This is a genomic window from Pedobacter cryotolerans, assembly GCF_005116475.1.
In the GTDB taxonomy this organism is placed as follows: Bacteria; Bacteroidota; Bacteroidia; order Sphingobacteriales; family Sphingobacteriaceae; genus Pedobacter; species Pedobacter cryotolerans.
In genome coordinates this window covers 23,192-43,314 of sequence record NZ_SWBO01000010.1, presented here as the reverse complement: position 1 = coordinate 43,314, position 20,123 = coordinate 23,192, and the positions used below count along the sequence as shown (strand labels likewise).

The window sequence follows — 20,123 nt, the reverse complement described above, 5'->3', positions numbered from 1 at the left end:
ACATTTCAACTTTACAACCTTACAACATTCTAATCCTTCCACCTCCATTCGCCAGCAATTTTTAGCGGTTCTTTTAATCTTTGTTCAATTAAAAAAGCTTCTAATTTTTCTTCGGTTTGTTTAGTAACCGGAATTTTTGCTGTATTGGCTAACGCATAGGCTAAAATTGCCCCATTTCTAACGGTGTTCTTTAAACCTTGCTCATCTACCAATTTAAATACATCGCCATCAGAGTGATAATATGGTCCAGAATTGTTTGGTAATTTGCCACCTGCACCGCCACCAGTTGGTATGCCTTCTAACAAAAACGGTTGATGATCGCTATGCAAACTTGCTCCAGCCAAAAATAAATTGGTAAAGTTGCTATCCAACTTGGCTACTTCTGCTCCCCAACTTGTAAACAGTTCCTCTAACTCTTCTCTTGAAGTGTTAAAACCTTTCGGGTCGTTAGTCATATCGTAATTAAGCATAAAACTAACCTGATCTAGCGTACCGTTCTTCTTAGCCTGATCTACGTAAGCTTTAGAGCCTAATAATCCTTGTTCCTCGCCCATAAACAACACAAACTCTATAGTGCGTTTTGGTTTAACCCCTAACTTTTTAAAAGTACGAGCCATATCAATAACCGCAAAAGATCCTATGCCGTTGTCAATTGCACCAGTAGCTAAATCCCAGCTATCTAAATGCCCGCCAACCACAACTTTCTCTTTCGGAAATTGTGTGCCCTTAAAAGTTGCAATTACGTTTCTAGCTTTAATTAAACCAGAAAAATTAGTCATATCAATTGTTGCAACTTGGCTAGCTACTTTTAATTTTTCTTTTAGCGCCATTCCGTTTTCTAAACCAATACAAATTGCAGGAATTGGAATTAACTTTCCAGTAACTGAAGCAGTACCTGTAAGTAATACTCCATTTTTTACGGTATTGATAATGATTACACCAACTGCTCCGTATTTAGTAGCAATGGCTGTTTTTTCTGAACGATGAAGAGAACTTGTGCCTTTTGGAGAACCAGGTAAAACACCCAAATAAATTAAGGCAATTTTACCTTTAACATTATCGCCCAAAGCCAAATAATCGGCTTCTAATCCGTTACCGGCATCAATTATTGTAGCAGTAACATTAGCTTTAACTGGCGAATGTGCCAAAGTAACCGCCTTAACAGCAGCTAAATCATTCGCATTATTGCCAATTTTTACCGAAATAGTTTTTCTATCCCAACTCTCTACCTCAAAGGGTTGGTACTTGACTTCGCAACCGTAAGATTTTAGTAAATTAAAAGCATATTCTTCTGCTTTTGCACCATTGGCAGAACCCGTTAATCTATGACCAATAGTTTCTGTCGCGTTTTTTAAAGTACTGTATGCTTTAGAATTAGTTTGTACTTCTGTATTAATTTGTTTAAAAACAGGAGCGAAATTATCTTGGGCCGCAGCAGATATAGACAGACTGACAAATGCCAGAAATAGAAAATTCTTCATCATTATTAATTTTGATGAAAAATAAGGTTTTTAAATAAGTTAACAGTTAGTTAATTGAATTTTTACATAAATGGCTCTTGCCTTGTATCCCAAAACACTAACAATTCAATCCTGTCATCAATTATACGATAGAGAAATGAACTGTTTTTGTGAAGTATTCCTTTTCTGACTTTAGGATTTTCTAATACGGTCTTAAAAATAAATGGGCTGTTCGACAATATTTTTAGTGTACTTTCTGTCTTATTGATAAAACGATGTACATACTTTTTGCCCCAATTTTCATCTAAATATTTTAGAATATAATTAAATGTCTCTTTTGCTGTGTCTGTCCATAAAATATTAAGGGACATGCTATTTATATTTTTCTTTTGTTTCTGATAAAAATGTTTCGTTTGGGGTCAATTTATTATTGTCCGCTTCATCAATTGCTTTTGCCATTAATTTAGTGACATATTGAGGGAGCTCCTCTTGCAACATAGAATTTTGAGAAAAAACTTCAATCTTTACATTCATCTTTTGCAAGAGATCTTTAACTTCTTGAGTTTGGGATGAGTTTTTTGTATGTATAACAAGTGTTTCCATACTCAAATATAATGAATTATTAGTCTTTGTGTAACTTCTTTTTAGGAAACACCAACGATGCTACCACACTTGCTGTTAAGATAAAAAGAATAATAAACAGCGAATGCTCCGTAGTAAATCCCCATTCTTTTAAGTAATGGTGTGCTAACATTTTAACCCCAATAAAGGTTAATAAAAATGCCAATCCAGTTTTAAGGTAGTGGAATTTATGGATGATGTTGATGAGTAAAAAGAACATCGATCTTAAACCCATAATGGCAAAAATATTAGAGAAGAAAACGATGTAAGCATCTTTGGTTACCGCAAAAATTGCTGGAATTGAATCTACTGCAAAAATTAAGTCGGTAAACTCTACAATAAGCAATACCAAAAACAAAGGTGTTATAAATCGCTTTCCATTTATTTTATGGAAAAAATTATTGCCTTCGTATTTAGGGTGAATTGCAAAAAACTTGGAGGCGAATTTAACTACAGGATGTTTCTCAGTGTCTATTTTATCATCTTCATCATTAGAGAAAAACATTTTTACACCTGTAAAAATCAAAAATGCACCAAATATATATAGTATCCACGAGAACTGATTAATTAATGCAGCACCCGCAAATATGAAGATAAAGCGCATGATAATTGCTCCCAAAATACCCCAAAACAATACCCTGTGATAATACTTTTCTGGAACAGCAAAAGCCGAAAATATCAATACAATTACAAAAATATTATCGACCGAGAGTGCATATTCAATTACATAGCCCGTTAAAAACTCAATCCCTAAATTTTGGTTATATATTCTTAAACTTGCTTCAAAATCTCCAGGTATTAAGGTTATAGCATGTTTATGCGCCTTAACTACTTCTTGTAACCGCTCAAAACTATCTATTCCATGCAGTTTTTGCCCCTCGGTAATCAGTAAAAAATAAAACCCAAGCGCTAAAGTAACCATGATAAAACTCATGATACCAGCTTGTTTTAAACTAATTACGTGGTCTTTTTTGCTAAATAAACCTAAATCTAAAGCCAAAATAAGCACTATAAACACTAAAAATCCACCAATAAATAAAATTTCGCTCGACATTATTTTTTACGTTCTGTTGTATATCTAACTAATTGTTCTAACCCAGTTCTAGCATCGCTTTCTTCAAACTGATACAGTATATCAAAAGCTTCTTGCTGGTATTCGAGCATCTTTTGATTGGCATAATGAACGCCGTTTTTACTATTTACAAAATCAATAACCTCTTGTATTTTTTTTGGGTCGTCATTATGATTTTTAACCAAATTGATGATTCTTTTACGTTCTGGTTTTTCTGCTTTATTTAAAGCATAAATTAACGGAAGGGTAACCTTTTTTTCTTTGATATCAATCCCCAAAGGTTTACCAACATCATCTGTCCCGAAATCAAAAGTATCATCTTTAATCTGAAAAGCGATCCCTACTTTTTCACCAAATAAACGCATTTTTTCAATTGTCTCTTCATCAGCACCTGCCGATGCAGCTCCACAAGCACAGCACGAAGCAATTAAGGAAGCAGTTTTTTGGCGAATTACTTCAAAATATAGCTCCTCACTAATATCCATTCGGCGTACTTTTTCAATTTGCAAAAGTTCGCCTTCGCTCATTTGCTGCACCGCTGTAGACACAATCTTTAACAAAGCAAACTCGCTATTGTTTACCGATAACAACAAGCCTTTAGCCAGCAAATAATCGCCCACTAAAACCGCGATTTTATTTTTCCACAAGGCATTTATACTAAAAAAACCTCGTCTTTCGTAAGCATTGTCTACCACGTCATCGTGAACCAAAGTTGCTGTGTGCAGTAACTCTACTAAAGCAGCCCCACGATGTGTCGATTCAATAATTCCACCACACAGCTTTGCAGCAAAAAACACGAACATTGGTCGCATTTGTTTACCTTTTCTTTTTACAATGTAATGAGTTATTCGATTCAACAATGGCGCATCGCTATGCATAGAATCCTTGAATTTTAATTCAAAAGCATCTATTTCTGCAGCAATGGGTTGTTTAATCTGATTTATTCCGGGCATTCAGCTAAAAAATGTGTTTGCAAACTTACTTATTAAAAGCGTATTTTTAATCAAATTAATTAACGTGAAAAAATTCTTATACATTTTAATTACAATAGCCTGTTTGCTGGCAATTGCCTATTTCAGTGGACCAAAACCTAAGGCTCCTATTTACGAAAAAACGTTGCCCAAAGTTCCAGAAATGGCAGCCTTGTCATCATACATTTCTAAACAGGAAGCAAAGCATAAAGTAAAACCTAGCAATGAAGCCGAAATTGTGTGGGCAGACAGCATAAACCAAATACAAACTGAATACGCAATTGTGTATTTACACGGTTTTTCAGCATCAAAAGAAGAAGGAAATCCGGCTCACCACTACCTGGCAAAAGCATTAAACGCAAATTTATATTTAGCCCGATTGGCAGATCATGGTATCGATACCATAGTGCCAATGCAATATTTCACCGCAGATCGGCTTTGGCAATCAGCAAAGGAAGCTTATGCCATTGGCAAAAAACTGGGCAAAAAAGTAATTATCATGGGTACTTCTACTGGTGGCACTTTGGCTTTACAACTGGCTGCTGCTTATCCAGAAATTAACAGTTTAGTATTATTATCGCCAAATATTGCCATTAATGATAAAAATGCCTGGATGTTAAATGATCCATGGGGATTGCAAATTGCCCGTAAAGTGGTGGATGGTGAAGAGCGTAAAGTAGATGGAAAAACTGAAGCTTATAAAAAATATTGGTACACCAATTATAGGTTAGAGTCGCTTGTAGAACTTGAGGAATTGTTAGAAACTGCAATGACATCAGAATTGTTCGCCCAAGTTAAACAGCCAGTGTTAATGTTGTATTATTACAAACATGAAAAAGAACAAGATCCTGTGGTACGTGTAGATGCAATGCTAAAAATGTTTGATGAATTAGGTACATCAACTGATGAAAAGCAAAAAATAGCGCTACCAAATGCAGGTAACCATGTACTCGGTTCAGCTATCACATCAAAAGATATACCCGGTGTACAAAAAGTAATGGATGGGTTTATTGCTGAAAGGCTAAAGAGGTAGAAGGTTGGAAGGCGGAAGGTTTGAAAGAGGAAAGGCTAAAGACCGAAGCGATAATAGTGTCACTTTGCGTACTTTGTGTCTTTGCGGTTTAAAAATAAATGATTAGAAAAATAGAGTCAGAAGTTCTTGGCAAAATCAGTTCCGCCATACACTACATTTTTTTTGTCCTTCGATAAGCTCAGGATGACAAAAAAGATTTTCGTTACTGTCGGGTTTATATTACAAAGCAAGTGCAAAAAACAAAATTTAAATAGAAAATCAACCCTTTGCGTAATTGTACCTTAGTGGTTTAAAAAGATCAAAAAATGGGATTATTTTCATCGTTAATGGGTAACGCAGGTGCAGTTAGCCCAGAAGAATTAAAGAAAAATTATGGTCAGCTATTAATTGCTGGCGAAGAAATTGAATTAGGGTTCAAGCTGATTAGAGATACTTTCATCTTTACCAACAAGCGTTTAATTTTAATTGATGTGCAGGGGTTAACAGGCAGTAAAACTGAATATCTTTCAGTTGCTTACAAAAGTATTTCGAAATTTAGCGTAGAAACAGCAGGCACTTTTGATTTAGAAGCTGAACTTAAAATCTGGATTTCGAGTGAAACTATGCCGAGTATTAAAAAGAAATTTAATAAATCTGTTAATGTTTATGAGGTACAAAATGTGTTAGCGCATCATGTTTTGGGGTAAATGCCATTCTTGTCAGTATGAGCTTAGTCGGAGACCAGTATAATTCTATTGTATGTTTTGATATATTATCCTTCGACTACGCTCAGGATGACATACCGACAGAATAAGAAGAATAATAAAAAACTAGCTGTTCGAGATGTTAGCTTTTCAGCGCATCTCGAACTTACAAATATTAGGGATTTGCAATCCCGAAGCTTTACATTGGATAGGTATTAAACTTTTTTAATCTGCAAATGATTGACAAAGTAAAGAATTTAACTCTCCACAATATGTTTCACAATCTGTTCTGCATGCACCCTTGAGTTTTCGATAAACCATTTGTGTGTATCCATGCCACCACAAACAACCCCAGCTAAGTACAAACCTTTTTTATTGGTTTCCATGGTTTCGGGATTATGTTTTGGCGAGTGATTTTCATCTAACTCTACTCTCAACTTTTTAAGCAGAGCGAAATTAGGTTGATAACCCGTCATTGCTAAGACGAAATCGTTTTCGATGGCTAATTCTCCTTCAGGGGTTTTAATTTGAACAGTATCTTCGGCAATTGAAATCACTTCGCTATTGAAATAAGCTTTGATCTCGCCTTCTTTTATTCTGTTCTCTATATCTGGCCTCACCCAATATTTAACGTAAGAGCCAATTTCGCTACCACGAATAACCAAAGTAACATCGGCACCTTTTCTATAAGTTTCTAAAGCCACATCAATTGCCGAATTATTTGCCCCGATAACCAGCACTTTACTAAAAGCATACAAATGCGGATCTTGGTAATAATGTCTCACTTTTGGCAGCTTTTCGCCTAATACATTCATCATTACTGGCACATCATAAAAACCAGTTGCAATAATTACATTTTTTGCATGATAAGTTGTTTTATCAGTTTCAATTTCGAAATTATTCGCTGCTAACTGTGTAACCTGCCTAACCTCTTCAAATAAATTGATATTCAATTGAAATTTTTCTGCCACTCGGCGATAATATTCTAAGGCTTCGTTTCTGTTAGGTTTATTACTAATGCTCACAAAAGGAACACCGCCAATTTCTAGTTTTTGTGAGGTAGAAAAAAAAGTCATAAATACCGGGTAGTGGTACAAACTGTTTACCAAAGGACCTTTCTCTACAATTAAATAACTTAATCCAACATTTTGTGCTTCGATGGCACAGGCCAAACCAATTGGACCAGCACCAATAATTAATACATCATATTGCGAATTTGAGGGGATGATTTTTGCCAATTTATTAAAACTTTGTCATCCTGAGCTTGTCGAAGGACGAAATGATTAAATATTTATTGAAAGCACTTCGACAAGCTCAGTGTGACATTTACTATTAATTATACCTTCATTGCCTTGCTCGGACAAGCGAAATCGGTACGTTTTAAATTTGTTTCTTTAATTGCGCCATAACCACCTGCAATATCAATTACATTTGCTACGCCACGAGCTTTTAGTATCGAAGCGGCAATCATTGAGCGGTAACCGCCAGCACAATGGATGTAATAGGTTTCTTGAGGATTTAACTCAGGTGTCCAATCGTTAATGTAATCTAATGGACGGGTTAGCGTGTTTTCTAAATGCTCAGCTTCGTATTCTCCAGGTTTGCGAACATCTAAGGCATTGATTGTTGGCTGATCAATTACTGCTTGCTCAAATTCACTTGCTGTTATAGAAGTGATATTATCGATTTCTTTACCTGCATTTTGCCAAGCCTCTATTCCGCCAGCTAAATAACCAATTGTATTATCGTAACCTACACGAGCCAAACGCGTAATGGTTTCTTCAGCCTTTCCTTCGTTGGTTACCAGTAAAATCTCTTGCTTTAAATCGGTAATAAGCGCACCAACCCATGGGGCAAACTGTCCGTTTAAGCCAATATTAATTGAGTTTGGCACGAATGCCTTTGCAAATTCTTGCGGATCTCTGGTATCTAAAACTAAAGCACCGGTTTGGTTTACAATATCTTCAAAGGCTTGAGGCGAAAGCGCTTGTAAACCTTGCTTGTAAACATCATCCATATTGGTGTAACCGCCCTTATTTAATGCTGCATTTTTGGCGAAATATTGTGGCGGCGGCAAAATGCCATCGGTAACTTCTGCTATAAATTGCTCTTTTGATGTAGCTTTTAGCGCATAATTCACTTCTTTTTGATGCCCTAAAGTATCGAAGGTTTCTTTACTCATGCTTTTACCACAGGCCGAACCTGCACCATGACCAGGATAAACAATCACATCATCTGGCAAAATCATGATTTTACTGTGCAATGAATCATAAAGTATTCCTGCCAAATCGTTCATTGTTAATTCGCCTTTTTGGGCTAAATCTGGTCGACCTACATCTCCAATAAAAAGGGTATCGCCACTAAAAATGCAATGTGGTTTATTATTTTCATCGAGTAATAAATAGGTAGTTGATTCTAATGTGTGCCCAGGTGTATGTAGGGTTTTTATGGTAAGATTACCAATTTTAAACTCCTCTCCATCTTTTGCAATATGCGATTTAAATGTAGTTTGAGCAGTTGGACCATAAACAATAGTAGCACCAGATTTTTCGGCTAAATCTACGTGACCAGATACAAAATCGGCATGAAAATGAGTTTCGAAGATATATTTGATTTTCGCCCTGCTTTGCTCGGCTTTTTTTAAATATGGACCAACTTCTCTAAGCGGATCTATAATTGCGGCTTCGCCATTACTTTCTATGTAATATGCGGCTTCGGCAAGGCAACCTGTATATATTTGTTCTATTTTCATTTCTGTATATTTGAGTATTGAGATTTGCGATATGAGGCAAACGACTAATCAAAGTTCCAAAAATAAGATTATAAATTTTTATAGCAGAATGATTGTAGTCATAATTGCAGCAATTTTACTTTATTGAGATGTGAGATTGAGGTTTGAGATGTGAGATGTGAGAACTAATGAACAATTGAACCAAGAACCTAATTTGTTAACTCTCCGGCAATAGAAATTTCCATTTGTCTGCATATTTCTTCGTTTGAAATACCTAAGCCCATCAAAAACATCAATTTAGTTACTGTAGCCTCGAAAGTCATATCATAACCACTTAAAACGCCCATTTGCTGTAATTTTCTACTGGTTTCATACATACCTAATTGTACAGAGCCACCTTTACACTGTGAAATATCTACAATGATTTTACCTTGCGTTATTGCAGCTTGTAAACAATTGATGAACCATTCTGCCGTAGTAGTATTTCCAGAACCAAATGCTTCTAAAACTATAGCGCTTACAGCAGATTCGGTAATTGCTTTTACCGCGTTTTCTGTAATACCAGGATATATTTTTAACACGCCAATATTGGATTTAAACTGTGTATGGATTTGAAATGGCTGAGTTGGATTTGGTAGAATATAGTTTGGAAAAAAATCTAGATTAACTCCAGCTTCGGCTAAAATGGGATAATTTGGCGATGAGAATGCTTCAAACTTTTCAGAGTTGTTTTTAATGGAACGATTACCTCTGAAGAGTTGATAATCGAAATACACACAAACTTCGGGCACCATGGCTTTTCCGTCTTTCTTGGTAGCAGCAATCTCTAAGGCTGTAATTAGATTCTCTTTGGCATCTGTTCTGATCTCGCCTATTGGCAATTGAGAACCTGTTAAAACTACTGTTTTTGATAAATTTTGCAGCATAAAACTTAATGCAGCAGCGGTAAACGACATGGTGTCTGAACCATGTAAAATTACAAAACCATCAAATTCATCATATTTTTCTTTAATCAGCTCTGCTAATGCTGCCCAGATTTCTGGATTCATGTTAGAAGAATCTAAAATAGGATCAAAAGAATGAACGGATAATTGATAATCTAATCGAGCTAATTCGGGTACGTTTTCTTGAATTTGTTCAAAATCAAAAGGGATAAGTGTACCAGTTTTGGCGTCATTTACCATCCCGATTGTACCGCCGGTATAGATGATTAGAATTTTTGTCATACGTTACAAAGATAAGTTTTTTAACACAGAGAAAGAGTGAAGAAGAGTAATTCAATATCATTCTATGATGCATTTTAGCACCGAGAAGAAGAGAAAACACAGAGAAATGGAGAAATCAGTAACCATTCACTATTCGTCTAATTCCTTCTTTTAATCTAAAAACATTAAAATTCATTAATAATCCATGTTTATAATTACCCAGTTTCATGTAAGTCAAAGTTTGAGCAAGATGAACATCATTTAAAGCTACAACACTTTTTAATTCGATGACAATTCTATCTTCAACTAACAAATCAATCCTGTAGCCACAATCTAACTTGACCTCTTCAAATACAAGTGGCATAATCTTTTCTTTCTCAACATGAAAACCTTCTTTACACAGTTTATAATAGAGGCATTCTTTATAGGCATTTTCAAGAAGACCGGGCCCTAATGTTGTATGAACTTCAATTGCAACGCCGATAATTCCTTTTGTTAAAAAATCTTCCGACATTATGCAATGTACAATTATACTTAACAATTTGAAAAACAAATACTTAATTAACTATTAGTTAATAATTGTAACTCTTTCTCTCTGTGCAAACTCAGTGTTCTGTTTATTAAACCCCAAAAACCTTCCTAGAATTCTCTGTTGTTACTTCAGCAACTTCTTCTAAACTTAAACCATAAATCTCCGCCACTTTTTGTGCAATATGGATAAGGTAACTACTTTCATTAGGTTTACCCCGATAAGGAACGGGTGCTAAATAAGGAGAATCAGTTTCTAAAACAATCTTGTTCAAAGGTATATCGGCTAACACCAAATCCAAACCAGCTTTTTTATAAGTTACCACACCACCAATTCCCAAATAGAAATTTAAATCAATTGCTCTTTTTGCTTGTTCTAAATCTCCAGTAAAGCAATGGAATATACCTCTTAACTTTTCATCCTTTTCTGAATCCAAAACCTCAAAAACTTCATCAAAAGCTTCACGACAGTGAATTACAATTGGCAAGTTTAACTCTTTTGCCCAAGCTATTTGTTTTTTAAAAGCATCTTGCTGAATAGTTAAAGTTGTTTTATCCCAATATAAATCAATCCCAATTTCGCCTATGGCAAAAATATTTCTATCAGCTATGCTGTTGTAAATGATTGATAATTGTTCTTCGTAACCCTCTTTCACATCACATGGATGCAAACCAGCCATTGCAAAACAGTTTTCAGGATATTTTAGCACCAACTGATCAATCATAGCAATAGACTTTACATCTACATTTGGCAAAAAAAGTCGTTTTACATCAAGAGCGAAACAACGCTGCATTAATAAATCTTGCTTTTCTTGGTCAGTTTCGTAATATAGGTGCGTATGGGTATCTGTTAACAACATTTACAAAGGTATTTTAATTTGCTTTTATTTGGTAAATCTTATTGCACAAAAAAACCCTGCTTGTTGCCAAACAGGGTTTCTATGAATTATAATATTTTATGGTTGCACTGGTGCTGGTGGAGGAGTTGTTCCTTTAATAATTTTAACAATCTCGATATCAAATGCTATTGGAGCAAATGGACCAATACCTGCTTGAGGATTACCTTGTTCGCCATAACCTAATTTAGAAGGCATAACAACGGTAGCTTTACCACCTACGCCAACTAATGAAATAGCTTCTGTAAAACCAGGTACGGTTTGTCCGTAAACCATTTTAGTTGGACCGTAAGTTCTGCCCATTTGCATTTTATCTAAACCGCTTTCTTTTGAAACTTTAGCATCACTGGTATCAAATACTTTATACTTTCCATCTTGACCTTTTTTAGTTAAGCTACCAGTATAGTTAATTTCAACCGTATCGCCTAAAGCTGGTCTTTCTGCAGAACCTGGAGTTGTAATGATGTAATGCAAACCACTAGCTGATACTTTAGTTTTTAAATCTTTATCATCGATATATTTTTTAAGCTTAGCATCTTCACTATTTTTAACTTTATCCATTGTTGCTTTAAAATCAGCTTGGAAAAAATCATTAGCTCTTTTTTGGAAAGCTGAATCTACTTCGCCAGCATTCTTTTTGAATACTTTTTCTATTTTAACTACAAAAGTTTGAAATTTATCATTTTTAAATTGCTCGCCTTTTGGTTGCTTAGTGTATTTCTCAAGCGTATCTAAATTAATTTTAAAAGTAGCGCTATCGCCTTCACCTAACAATGCCAAAGCATCATTTTGGTCGCCAGCATACATTTTTTTCTGTGCCATAAATACTTGTGGCATTTCATTATCATAAGAACTAAAGAAAACAGAGTCTTTATCATTTTTAACGATAAGGTTCATTTTAATGATATCACCTTCTTTAATTTTCTCTTTGTTTTCAGATTTGTGGATGGTATATAATAAACCCCCAGCACCTTTTTTCTCTTGATTACAAGCTGCTAAACCTAAGGTAGCTGCTAAAAGAATTACTAAACTTTTTTTCATTTTCTATTTTTTGGTTGATTGAGAGTTATCTCTCTTTTAATTTTTATTGTAATAATTGTGTTTTATACTCTGGTAAAATTGATTTAAATTCTGCGATAGTGTCGGGTAAATTCTTTTCAGACACACCGCCTGCAGCGTTTCTATGCCCACCTCCATTAAAATACTTTTTACATATTTCATTAGCGGGAAAATCTCCTGTTGAGCGCAAAGATAATTTAACTTTATCAGTTCTTTCTATAATAAAAGCAGCCAATTTAATTCCATTAATCGACAATGCATAATTTACTATTCCTTCGGTATCACCTGTAGCTATATCGTACTGTTTTAACTCTTCTGCATTTACATTGATGATTGCTACATTTACATCTCTTAGTATTTCTAACTTATTAGATAAACAATGGCCTAAGAAACGTAAACGATTTTCCGAAGCATTATCGTACACCAACTGGTGAATTCTCCAATGTTCGGCACCTAAATCAATCAAATCTGCCGCAATGCGATATACATTTGATGTTGCAGATGGGAAACGGAATGAACCAGAATCTGTCATGATACCCGTATACAAACATGAGGCAACATCTTTATTGATCAACTCGGCTTCACCCAATTCATTTACAATAAAATCGTAAACTAACTGAGCAGCAGCACAGGCATTGATATTCCAATGGCGATAATCATCAAAATCTTCTGGATCTAAGTGATGGTCAATCATCACTTTTAAACCTTCCGCATTGCGAATGTGCTCACCTAAATCATTAATTCTACTTAAGGTATTAAAATCACAGCAGAAAATTAAACTCGCTTCACTAACAAGTTGGATAGATTTCTCTACCGCCTCGGTATAAATAACAACATTGCTATTATTGGGTAACCAATGTAAAAAATCTGGGTAATCTGTTGGGGTAATAACTGTAACATGATGCCCTTTTTGTATTAAAAAAGCGTACAAACCCAAAGAAGAACCCATCGCATCGCCATCTGGTTTATGGTGAGTTGTAATGACAATTTTTTGAGGTGTTGCCAGTAAAGTTTTTAATTCTGAAAGTGATATCATAATTTTTTCGCCTGCAAAGCTAATAATTTTAGGTATAATAGATAGCTTTTATTGGATTAGCTTTAATATTAAGTTAAAGTATTGTATTTTTGCAAAAAATTCAATTAAATACAAATGAGTACAAATAGAACATTTACCATGATTAAGCCTGATGCTGTAGCAAACGGGCACATTGGCGCAATTATAAATGACATTACAAACGCAGGTTTTAAAATCATTGCTTTAAAATACACCAAACTAACAGAAGAAACTGCTGGAAAGTTTTATGAAGTACATAAATCTCGCCCGTTTTATGGTGATTTAGTGAGCTTTATGTCTTCTGGACCAATCGTTGCCGCTATCTTAGAAAAAGATAACGCGATTGAAGATTTCAGAAACTTAATTGGTGCTACCAACCCGGCTGAGGCTGCTGAAGGTACAATCCGCCAGAAATACGCAAAATCTATCGATGCAAATGCTGTTCACGGGTCTGATTCTGATGAGAATGCTCAAATTGAAGGAGATTTCTTCTTTAAAGCTGATGAGCGTTTTTAAGTAAACCTGTAATAAAATTATTGATAAGCACCTCATTTATTTAAGGTGCTTATTTTTTTATTTATATTTCGACTTTAAATTTTAAGATGAAAAAAGTTATTACTGCAGCTGTAGTTACATTATTTGCAATTAATGCCACTGCGCAAACTCCCGCAAAAAAAACTACAACTGTTAAAAAACCGATTACTACTACTAAATCTGTTGCTAAACCAGCTACAAAGCCTGCTGTTAAAGCTAAATTATTTAATAGCAATCTCGATTCTGCAAGTTATGCTTTAGGCATAAATGTAGCCAGTAGTTTTAAATCTGGCGGAATGAACACTTTAAACTACGAGTTATTTAACAAAGGTTTAAAGGATGTTTTTGCGAAAGCAAATCCGTTGTTAACCGAAGCACAATGCCAACAAGCAGTAAATAGTTTGTTTGCTAGTTTTAGCAAAGTACGCGAAGCGGAAGAAATGAAAAAATTTGAACCAAGTATTAAAATTGGAAAAGATTTTTTGGCCGCTAACAAAGTTAAACCAGGCATAAAAACTACTGCAAGTGGCTTACAGTATGAAATTTTAAAGCAAGGTACTGGAGCAAAACCAGCATCAGCTGCAGCTAATGTAACTGTACATTATAAAGGAACCTTATTGAGTGGTTTTGAGTTTGACAGTTCTTATAAAAGAAGCGAGCCAACTTCTTTTGGTTTAAGCCAAGTGATTAGCGGCTGGACAGAAGGTTTACAACTAATGAACGAAGGATCTAAATATCGCTTTTTTGTTCCTTACAGTTTAGCATACGGCTCAAGACAAATGCAAGATATACCACCTTATAGCACCTTGATTTTTGAAGTTGAATTGATTAAAGTGAATTAAAGCTGGATAATTATTATCTAATGTGAGTCCGTTCAATGCTGAATGGACTTTTTTTTTATTTCAAACTATTCGTGATTTAGGCTGTTTATTTTAAAATTAAACAGAAATATTATGAAAAAATATATCCCATTGGCGGCAATCGCCTTATTTTGTACTACATTAACTAGCTGTGATTTAATAACCGGAATTTTTGAAGCTGGCGTTTGGGCTGGTGCAATTGTAGTGGTACTTGTATTAGCCTTAGTTATTTGGTTAATCTCAAAAGTATTTGGTGGTAAAGGATAAATTTGTGGCTGATGTTGGTGTAACAGCCAACATCAAAAACTTAAACTATTTCTTAATTACAAAAAGACAATTTCGGTAATTACTTTAGCACCTGCTCGCTCATTCAATTTGTCGATGATACCGGTTCTTACCATTAAAAGCTCGTTTTTTATAACTGAAGATTCTATCCTGACAAACAACTTGCTATTACTTACATAAATTTGAGTTGTACGGTTGGCAACAGCTGTACCCATTAATTCTGGCCAATGCACAACAACACCGGTTTCATCATATTTGCCACGCAAACGATAAACAGACAGCATTTTTGTTATTGCTTCTTTTAGTGTAACATCATTCGGTTTACGCATGTTTAATCATTCCATTTTCTACCTCAAACAAAGTTACTTCCACGTTTATTTCTTTAAAAACAGAAAGTACCCTTTCTCTTCCAGTATCTGTAATAAAAATTTGCCCAAAATCATGATGAGAAACCATTTCCATTAATTTACGAACGCGATGATCATCTAATTTATCAAAAATATCATCTAATAACAATAACGGTTTAAACGCTCTAAACTTTTGCAGGTAACTATATTGCGCTAACTTCAACGCAATCAAAAAAGATTTTTGTTGCCCTTGTGATCCAAACTTTTTTAACGGCATATCGCCAATGGCAAAAAGCAATTCATCTTTGTGAATACCTGTGGTAGTACGTTCTAAAATTCTATCTTTTTCAATAGATTGATTCAATAAATCCTCAAACTTTTGTTCGTTTAACTGCGATTGATAGTTTAAAGACACCTGCTCTGCATCCTCAGTAATAAAACTATAATGCTGATTAAATAATGGAATAAAATCCAACAAAAACTGTTTACGCTTTTCGAAAATCTTATTTCCAGAAACAATCAATTGCTCATCCAATATTTGCAATAGCGTAACATCAAGTTTTCTTGTTACTGCCACCTGCTTTAACAGCGAATTTCTATTGAGTAAATGTTTGTTATAAATAATAAGTTCATCTAAATAATTAGAATCGGTTTGTGAAATTACGTTATCAATAAATTTTCGGCGTTCCTCACTCCCATCCATTATCAAGTTTACATCATAAGGGGAGATCATTACCAAAGGGAAAAGACCTATATGATGAGCCAGTTTATCGTATTCTTTCTTGTTTCGCTTAAATTGCTTTTTCTGGTTACGTTTTAAGCCACAGGTTATTTTCTCGTTTTTTTCTTGTCGATCAAAATCACCCTGTATTAAAAAAAGGTCTTCATCAGCTTTTATTTGCTGACTATCTATCGGATTAAAATAGCTTTTACATAAACATAAATAATGTATAGCATCTAGCAAATTGGTTTTACCAGCGCCATTATTGCCCACAAAAGCATTCACAGTTTTAGCAAAGCGAAGTTCGGCAGATGAATAGTTTTTAAAGTTTAAAAGGGTGATGTTTTTTAACCACATAATTGAATTTCAAATATACAGAATATATGGGTTTGGCGAATGGTTTTCGGCTACATAAAACATCTATTGCTGTAGCCGAAACGCCCTGCTGATTAAATACTTAAAAAAGAGTTGATACTTTGAATGAAAAACGTATTTTTGCATTCTCAATTTTTAAACCGAGCCTATTAAAGTTTAACCTAACAATTGAAAATAATTAAACAAATAGATTAAATAAATGTCTACAACAGATAAAACAGTAACGCAACCAGTTAGAAAAGGTGGTTTTTTAGAAGAAAATGGCAAAAGCTTATTATTTATAGGCGTTGCGATACTTGCATTAGCAGCTATTGCGGTTTATTATTTTTACTCTTATCTTCCAAATCGTGCAAATGAGGCTGCGGCTGCAATGTTTAAAGCAGAGCAATATGTAGGTGTAGATTCTTTAGCCAACAAAGCAATTAATGGCGAAGCAAACTACCCTGGATTAGAAAAAATTGCTGATGAGTATGAAAATACAAAATCTGCTAACCTAGCAAACCTTTACTTAGGCGGTATTTATTTACGCAAAGGAGAATACAAAAAAGCTACAGAAGCTTTAGGAAAATATTCGGCAACTGGCAGTCCGGTAGCTGATCCTTTGGCTTTAGGTTTATTAGGTGATGCTTACAGCGAACTGAAAGACTTTAACCAAGCAGCAACTTACTATAAAAAAGCAGCAGATAAAGCGAGCAATAAATTTACTTCGCCAATGTTTCTTAAAAAATTAGGTTTGGTTTACGAAACTCAAAAAGATTTTAAATCTGCAGAAGAAGCTTATACAAAAATCAAAACTCAATATCCTGAAAGCCAAGAAGCTGCAATGATTGATGAGTATATTGCAAGAGCACAAGCTCAGGTAAAATAATTTTCCGCATTGCGGATTTAAAGACTCTGTTATCGCAGAGTCTTTTTTTTGCGCCAAATTAACATTTCAACTTTCCAACAACTCAACTTTACAACATATAGTTTACTTTTGTAGAATGGCTTCACATCTTAAAAACCTATCCGATTTTTCGCATACAACTATCCCGAATGGCGAGAATTATAAATTTGCAATAGCTGTGGCAGAATGGAATGCAAATATAACCGGAGCACTTTACCAAGGCGCTTATGATACTTTAATTCAACATGGTGTAAAGGAAGAAAATATTAGCTCTTTTCCGGTACCAGGAAGTTTTGAATTGCCAGGAGCCGCAGAAATTATTTTACACAAAAAAACAAACGTTGATGCGGTGATTTGTTTGGGTTGCGTAATCCAAGGAGATACTAAACATTTCGATTTTATTTGCGAAGCGGTAGCTAATGGCATTACCAATGTTGGCATTAAATATAGCAAACCAGTAATTTTTGGCGTTTTAACCACCAACGATGAGCAACAAGCGTTAGACAGAGCTGGAGGCAAACACGGCAATAAAGGAGATGAAGCAGCTATAACTGCCTTAAAAATGGCAGATTTTTCTGCAACAATTTCATAAGCTTGCTTGTTATTCAATAAAATTTGTAATTTAGAGCTATAAACCAACTCAAAATCGATGAAAAAAGTAGCTATTCTATTGTTATTTGTTTTCTGCGCTATCGCAGTACTAGAATCATGCTCATCTCGCCTTTGCCCTGCTTATAGCTCTTACCCAGAGGGAAAAAGAAGGAGATAATATATGCAATGGACAAGCCTTACTGATACAGCTCAGTTAGATGAAATAAAAAAACAAAGTGGATATAGTGTTATTTTTAAACACAGCACACGTTGCTCGGTTAGTTTAATGGCTAAAAGAGGTTTCGAATCAGATTGGGATGTGATCCCTGAAAATACAGCATTGTACTTTTTAGATTTAATTGCGCACCGCGATATTTCTGCGCAAATTGCTGAACTTTTCCAGGTTCATCATGAATCACCACAAGTGCTTTTAATTAAAGATGGCGAATGCATTTTCGATGCTTCACACAGTGATATTTCTGCTGATGAAATTGCAGAAAGCATTGTAGCGTAATTCTTCATAAATCAAAAATGTCATCCTGAGCGTAGTCGAAGGATTTTTTGATTTATTTAAGAAGTCTTCGACTATGCTCAGACTGACAACTTACAAGATTAACCCTCTACCACGCTATTTAATTTTAGCACAGCTGATGTTTTTGCTCTAGTTTCTTTGCAAAGCACATCGTTATCTGCTAAATTTTCTCCGTAAGTTGGTATCATTGTTCTAATTTTAGTTTGCCATTCTGCAGTTTGCAATTTAGTTTTAAAGCAACGATCCAGTAAATCTAACATAATTGATACTGCAGTTGAAGCGCCTGGCGAAGCGCCCAATAATGCTGCAATAGAGCCATCTGCAGCGCTTACCACTTCGGTACCAAATTCTAAAATACCTCCTCCGCTAGCTTTCTTTTTAATTACTTGTACACGCTGTCCGGCATATTCCAACTCCCAATCTTCAAATTTTGCATCTGGCAGATACTCTTTTAAAGCTTTAAACCGATCTTCTGGAGATTGGCGAACTTGTTCGATTAAGTATTTTGTTAAATCTATGTTTTTTAATCCTGCAGAAATCATAGGCCGGATATTGTTGAACTTAATTGATAGCGGCAAATCTAAAAACGAACCATTTTTTAAGAATTTGGTAGAAAAACCTGCATACGGACCAAAAAGCAAAGCTTGTTTTCCATTGATAATTCGTGTATCTAAATGAGGTACAGACATAGGCGGTGCGCCAACTGCAGCTTTACCATAAACTTTTGAATGGTGTTTTGCGATTACCTCTTCATTGGTACATTTTAACCATTGGCCGCTAACAGGGAAACCTCCAAAACCTTTTCCTTCTGGGATATCAGATTTTTCTAGCAGCGGTAATGAACCACCTCCAGCACCAATAAATACAAATTTGGCACTACGTTTAGTTTTTTTACCAGTTTCTAAGTTTTTAACTTTTATGCTCCAATTGCCACTTGGTAATTTATCGAGTTCACGAATTTCGTGGTGAAAATTTAAGCTTACATTATCTTGTTTACTTAAATAGCTAAACATTTCTCTAGTAAGCGAGCCAAAGTTTACATCGGTACCTATCTCCATTTTGGTTGCTGCAACTTTTTCTTTTTTAGATCTACCATCCATAACTAAAGGTGCCCATTGGTTAATTACCCCCGGATCTTCAGTATACTCCATATCTGCAAATAGATTACAAGTTGTTAGCGAATTATATCTAGTTTTTAAAAACTCTACATTTTTTTTACCCCAAACAAAACTTAAATGTGGAATATTTTTGATGAACAAATTCGGATCAGAAACCATCTGTTTTTGAACCATATAAGCCCAAAATTGTTTAGAAACTTCAAAAGCTTCCGCAATTTGTACCGCTTTATTGATATCAACAGAACCGTCTTTTTTTTGAGGAGTATAGTTTAGCTCGCAAAAAGCCGAATGCCCTGTGCCAGCATTATTCCATGCATCAGAACTTTCTGCGGCAGCAATATCTAAACGTTCGTAAATTTCGATGCTTAAATTTGGTTCTAACTCTTTTAAAATTAAACCAAGTGTGGCGCTCATGATACCTGCACCTATTAAAATTACATCAGCGTCGGTTTCTACAACCGTCTTTTTATTTTTGCTCATAAAACATTGCTAAGCCTTTATTTAAAGGGTTTGTTTCTTAATTCCGAGCTACAAATTTAATATTTGGGGAGATGGTACAAA

At 34.9% G+C, this 20,123-nt stretch carries 22 protein-coding genes; 8 read left to right on the top strand and 14 right to left on the bottom strand.

Going from position 1 to position 20,123, the window contains the following annotated elements; all coding sequences use genetic code 11:
- Nucleotides 1-29: 29 nt before the first annotated feature.
- The 4 genes from FA045_RS15210 to FA045_RS15195 form a co-directional block, all read right to left on the bottom strand.
- On the bottom strand, nucleotides 30-1,484 hold the full coding sequence (locus tag FA045_RS15210; RefSeq protein ID WP_225871360.1) for a M20/M25/M40 family metallo-hydrolase: 1,455 nt from the start codon (nucleotides 1,482-1,484) through the stop codon (nucleotides 30-32).
- A 348-nt stretch (nucleotides 1,485-1,832) separates the two neighbouring features.
- Nucleotides 1,833-2,063 (bottom strand): DUF2683 family protein, encoded by a 231-nt coding sequence (locus FA045_RS15205; protein WP_136877934.1) that lies wholly within the window; start codon nucleotides 2,061-2,063, stop codon nucleotides 1,833-1,835.
- 19 nt (nucleotides 2,064-2,082) lie between these two features.
- On the bottom strand, nucleotides 2,083-3,135 hold the full coding sequence (locus FA045_RS15200; RefSeq protein WP_136877933.1) for a TerC family protein: 1,053 nt from the start codon (nucleotides 3,133-3,135) through the stop codon (nucleotides 2,083-2,085).
- Nucleotides 3,135-4,106: a polyprenyl synthetase family protein gene (locus FA045_RS15195; RefSeq protein WP_136877932.1), complete on the bottom strand. Its 972-nt coding sequence runs from the start codon at nucleotides 4,104-4,106 to the stop codon at nucleotides 3,135-3,137. Before FA045_RS15195 ends, FA045_RS15200 begins: the two co-directional genes overlap by 1 nt.
- A 64-nt stretch (nucleotides 4,107-4,170) precedes the next feature.
- On the opposite strand from FA045_RS15195, the gene FA045_RS15190 reads away from it, so the two are divergent.
- Both FA045_RS15190 and FA045_RS15185 read left to right on the top strand, forming a co-directional pair.
- Nucleotides 4,171-5,157: an alpha/beta hydrolase gene (locus tag FA045_RS15190; protein WP_136877931.1), complete on the top strand. Its 987-nt coding sequence runs from the start codon at nucleotides 4,171-4,173 to the stop codon at nucleotides 5,155-5,157.
- Between the two features lie 305 nt (nucleotides 5,158-5,462).
- Nucleotides 5,463-5,843, top strand: coding sequence for a PH domain-containing protein (locus tag FA045_RS15185; RefSeq protein WP_136877930.1), 381 nt, complete (start codon nucleotides 5,463-5,465; stop codon nucleotides 5,841-5,843).
- 254 nt (nucleotides 5,844-6,097) lie between these two features.
- Here the strand turns inward: FA045_RS15185 and FA045_RS15180 are convergent, their stop codons facing one another.
- The 7 genes from FA045_RS15180 to FA045_RS15150 form a co-directional block, all read right to left on the bottom strand.
- Entirely contained in the window at nucleotides 6,098-7,078 is a 981-nt protein-coding gene (locus FA045_RS15180; protein ID WP_225871359.1) for a YpdA family putative bacillithiol disulfide reductase, read from the bottom strand.
- A 98-nt stretch (nucleotides 7,079-7,176) separates the two neighbouring features.
- A complete protein-coding gene (locus tag FA045_RS15175) occupies nucleotides 7,177-8,592 on the bottom strand; it encodes an MBL fold metallo-hydrolase (RefSeq protein WP_136877929.1) in 1,416 nt (471 codons plus the stop codon).
- 188 nt (nucleotides 8,593-8,780) lie between these two features.
- Entirely contained in the window at nucleotides 8,781-9,797 is a 1,017-nt protein-coding gene (locus FA045_RS15170; protein WP_136877928.1) for an asparaginase, read from the bottom strand.
- A gap of 115 nt (nucleotides 9,798-9,912) precedes the next feature.
- On the bottom strand, nucleotides 9,913-10,290 hold the full coding sequence (locus FA045_RS15165) for a GxxExxY protein (protein WP_136877927.1): 378 nt from the start codon (nucleotides 10,288-10,290) through the stop codon (nucleotides 9,913-9,915).
- A gap of 106 nt (nucleotides 10,291-10,396) precedes the next feature.
- Nucleotides 10,397-11,164, bottom strand: coding sequence for a TatD family hydrolase (locus FA045_RS15160; RefSeq protein ID WP_136877926.1), 768 nt, complete (start codon nucleotides 11,162-11,164; stop codon nucleotides 10,397-10,399).
- 96 nt (nucleotides 11,165-11,260) lie between these two features.
- A complete protein-coding gene (locus FA045_RS15155; RefSeq protein WP_136877925.1) occupies nucleotides 11,261-12,241 on the bottom strand; it encodes an FKBP-type peptidyl-prolyl cis-trans isomerase in 981 nt (326 codons plus the stop codon).
- Nucleotides 12,242-12,284: 43 nt separating this feature from the next.
- A complete protein-coding gene (locus tag FA045_RS15150) occupies nucleotides 12,285-13,295 on the bottom strand; it encodes a DHH family phosphoesterase (RefSeq protein ID WP_136877924.1) in 1,011 nt (336 codons plus the stop codon).
- A 114-nt stretch (nucleotides 13,296-13,409) separates the two neighbouring features.
- On the opposite strand from FA045_RS15150, the gene FA045_RS15145 reads away from it, so the two are divergent.
- The 3 genes from FA045_RS15145 to FA045_RS18905 all read left to right on the top strand — a co-directional run bounded on the left by FA045_RS15145 (nucleotide 13,410) and on the right by FA045_RS18905 (nucleotide 14,974).
- Nucleotides 13,410-13,829, top strand: coding sequence for a nucleoside-diphosphate kinase (locus tag FA045_RS15145; protein WP_136877923.1), 420 nt, complete (start codon nucleotides 13,410-13,412; stop codon nucleotides 13,827-13,829).
- Nucleotides 13,830-13,915: 86 nt separating this feature from the next.
- A complete protein-coding gene (locus tag FA045_RS15140) occupies nucleotides 13,916-14,689 on the top strand; it encodes an FKBP-type peptidyl-prolyl cis-trans isomerase (protein WP_136877922.1) in 774 nt (257 codons plus the stop codon).
- 111 nt (nucleotides 14,690-14,800) lie between these two features.
- Complete coding sequence (locus tag FA045_RS18905; protein WP_169305068.1) at nucleotides 14,801-14,974, top strand: hypothetical protein; 174 nt, start codon at nucleotides 14,801-14,803, stop codon at nucleotides 14,972-14,974.
- 56 nt (nucleotides 14,975-15,030) lie between these two features.
- Here the strand turns inward: FA045_RS18905 and FA045_RS15135 are convergent, their stop codons facing one another.
- Nucleotides 15,031-15,321 carry a DUF721 domain-containing protein gene (locus tag FA045_RS15135; protein WP_136877921.1) on the bottom strand — a complete coding sequence of 97 codons (291 nt, stop codon included), beginning with the start codon at nucleotides 15,319-15,321 and terminating at the stop codon, nucleotides 15,031-15,033.
- On the bottom strand, nucleotides 15,314-16,417 hold the full coding sequence (recF, locus tag FA045_RS15130; protein WP_136877920.1) for a DNA replication/repair protein RecF: 1,104 nt from the start codon (nucleotides 16,415-16,417) through the stop codon (nucleotides 15,314-15,316). Before recF ends, FA045_RS15135 begins: the two co-directional genes overlap by 8 nt.
- A 217-nt stretch (nucleotides 16,418-16,634) precedes the next feature.
- Between recF and FA045_RS15125 the strand changes: the two genes are divergently transcribed.
- From FA045_RS15125 to ytxJ, 3 genes are all read left to right on the top strand, one after another.
- Complete coding sequence (locus tag FA045_RS15125; RefSeq protein ID WP_136877919.1) at nucleotides 16,635-17,303, top strand: tetratricopeptide repeat protein; 669 nt, start codon at nucleotides 16,635-16,637, stop codon at nucleotides 17,301-17,303.
- A gap of 115 nt (nucleotides 17,304-17,418) precedes the next feature.
- Complete coding sequence (gene ribH, locus FA045_RS15120; RefSeq protein WP_136877918.1) at nucleotides 17,419-17,913, top strand: 6,7-dimethyl-8-ribityllumazine synthase; 495 nt, start codon at nucleotides 17,419-17,421, stop codon at nucleotides 17,911-17,913.
- 180 nt (nucleotides 17,914-18,093) lie between these two features.
- Complete coding sequence (ytxJ, locus tag FA045_RS15115) at nucleotides 18,094-18,426, top strand: bacillithiol system redox-active protein YtxJ (protein WP_136877917.1); 333 nt, start codon at nucleotides 18,094-18,096, stop codon at nucleotides 18,424-18,426.
- Nucleotides 18,427-18,524: 98 nt separating this feature from the next.
- Here the strand turns inward: ytxJ and FA045_RS15110 are convergent, their stop codons facing one another.
- Nucleotides 18,525-20,042 (bottom strand): malate:quinone oxidoreductase, encoded by a 1,518-nt coding sequence (locus tag FA045_RS15110; RefSeq protein ID WP_136877916.1) that lies wholly within the window; start codon nucleotides 20,040-20,042, stop codon nucleotides 18,525-18,527.
- Nucleotides 20,043-20,123 lie beyond the last annotated feature (81 nt).

Excerpts from the sequence above, each read along its gene's own strand:
- FA045_RS15135 (WP_136877921.1), bottom strand. The coding sequence starts at position 15,321 with ATGCGTAAACCGAATGATGTTACACTAAAAGAAGCAATAACAAAAATG.
- FA045_RS15155 (WP_136877925.1), bottom strand. The coding sequence starts at position 12,241 with ATGAAAAAAAGTTTAGTAATTCTTTTAGCAGCTACCTTAGGTTTAGCA.
- FA045_RS15185 (WP_136877930.1), top strand. The coding sequence starts at position 5,463 with ATGGGATTATTTTCATCGTTAATGGGTAACGCAGGTGCAGTTAGCCCA.
- FA045_RS15125 (WP_136877919.1), top strand. The coding sequence starts at position 16,635 with ATGTCTACAACAGATAAAACAGTAACGCAACCAGTTAGAAAAGGTGGT.
- FA045_RS15145 (WP_136877923.1), top strand. The coding sequence starts at position 13,410 with ATGAGTACAAATAGAACATTTACCATGATTAAGCCTGATGCTGTAGCA.
- ytxJ (WP_136877917.1), top strand. The coding sequence starts at position 18,094 with ATGCAATGGACAAGCCTTACTGATACAGCTCAGTTAGATGAAATAAAA.
- FA045_RS15110 (WP_136877916.1), bottom strand. The coding sequence starts at position 20,042 with ATGAGCAAAAATAAAAAGACGGTTGTAGAAACCGACGCTGATGTAATT.
- FA045_RS15210 (WP_225871360.1), bottom strand. The coding sequence starts at position 1,484 with ATGATGAAGAATTTTCTATTTCTGGCATTTGTCAGTCTGTCTATATCT.
- FA045_RS15195 (WP_136877932.1), bottom strand. The coding sequence starts at position 4,106 with ATGCCCGGAATAAATCAGATTAAACAACCCATTGCTGCAGAAATAGAT.
- recF (WP_136877920.1), bottom strand. The coding sequence starts at position 16,417 with ATGTGGTTAAAAAACATCACCCTTTTAAACTTTAAAAACTATTCATCT.
- FA045_RS15170 (WP_136877928.1), bottom strand. The coding sequence starts at position 9,797 with ATGACAAAAATTCTAATCATCTATACCGGCGGTACAATCGGGATGGTA.
- FA045_RS15205 (WP_136877934.1), bottom strand. The coding sequence starts at position 2,063 with ATGGAAACACTTGTTATACATACAAAAAACTCATCCCAAACTCAAGAA.
- FA045_RS15175 (WP_136877929.1), bottom strand. The coding sequence starts at position 8,592 with ATGAAAATAGAACAAATATATACAGGTTGCCTTGCCGAAGCCGCATAT.
- FA045_RS15200 (WP_136877933.1), bottom strand. The coding sequence starts at position 3,135 with ATGTCGAGCGAAATTTTATTTATTGGTGGATTTTTAGTGTTTATAGTG.
- ribH (WP_136877918.1), top strand. The coding sequence starts at position 17,419 with ATGGCTTCACATCTTAAAAACCTATCCGATTTTTCGCATACAACTATC.
- FA045_RS15160 (WP_136877926.1), bottom strand. The coding sequence starts at position 11,164 with ATGTTGTTAACAGATACCCATACGCACCTATATTACGAAACTGACCAA.
- FA045_RS18905 (WP_169305068.1), top strand. The coding sequence starts at position 14,801 with ATGAAAAAATATATCCCATTGGCGGCAATCGCCTTATTTTGTACTACA.
- FA045_RS15165 (WP_136877927.1), bottom strand. The coding sequence starts at position 10,290 with ATGTCGGAAGATTTTTTAACAAAAGGAATTATCGGCGTTGCAATTGAA.
- FA045_RS15140 (WP_136877922.1), top strand. The coding sequence starts at position 13,916 with ATGAAAAAAGTTATTACTGCAGCTGTAGTTACATTATTTGCAATTAAT.
- FA045_RS15150 (WP_136877924.1), bottom strand. The coding sequence starts at position 13,295 with ATGATATCACTTTCAGAATTAAAAACTTTACTGGCAACACCTCAAAAA.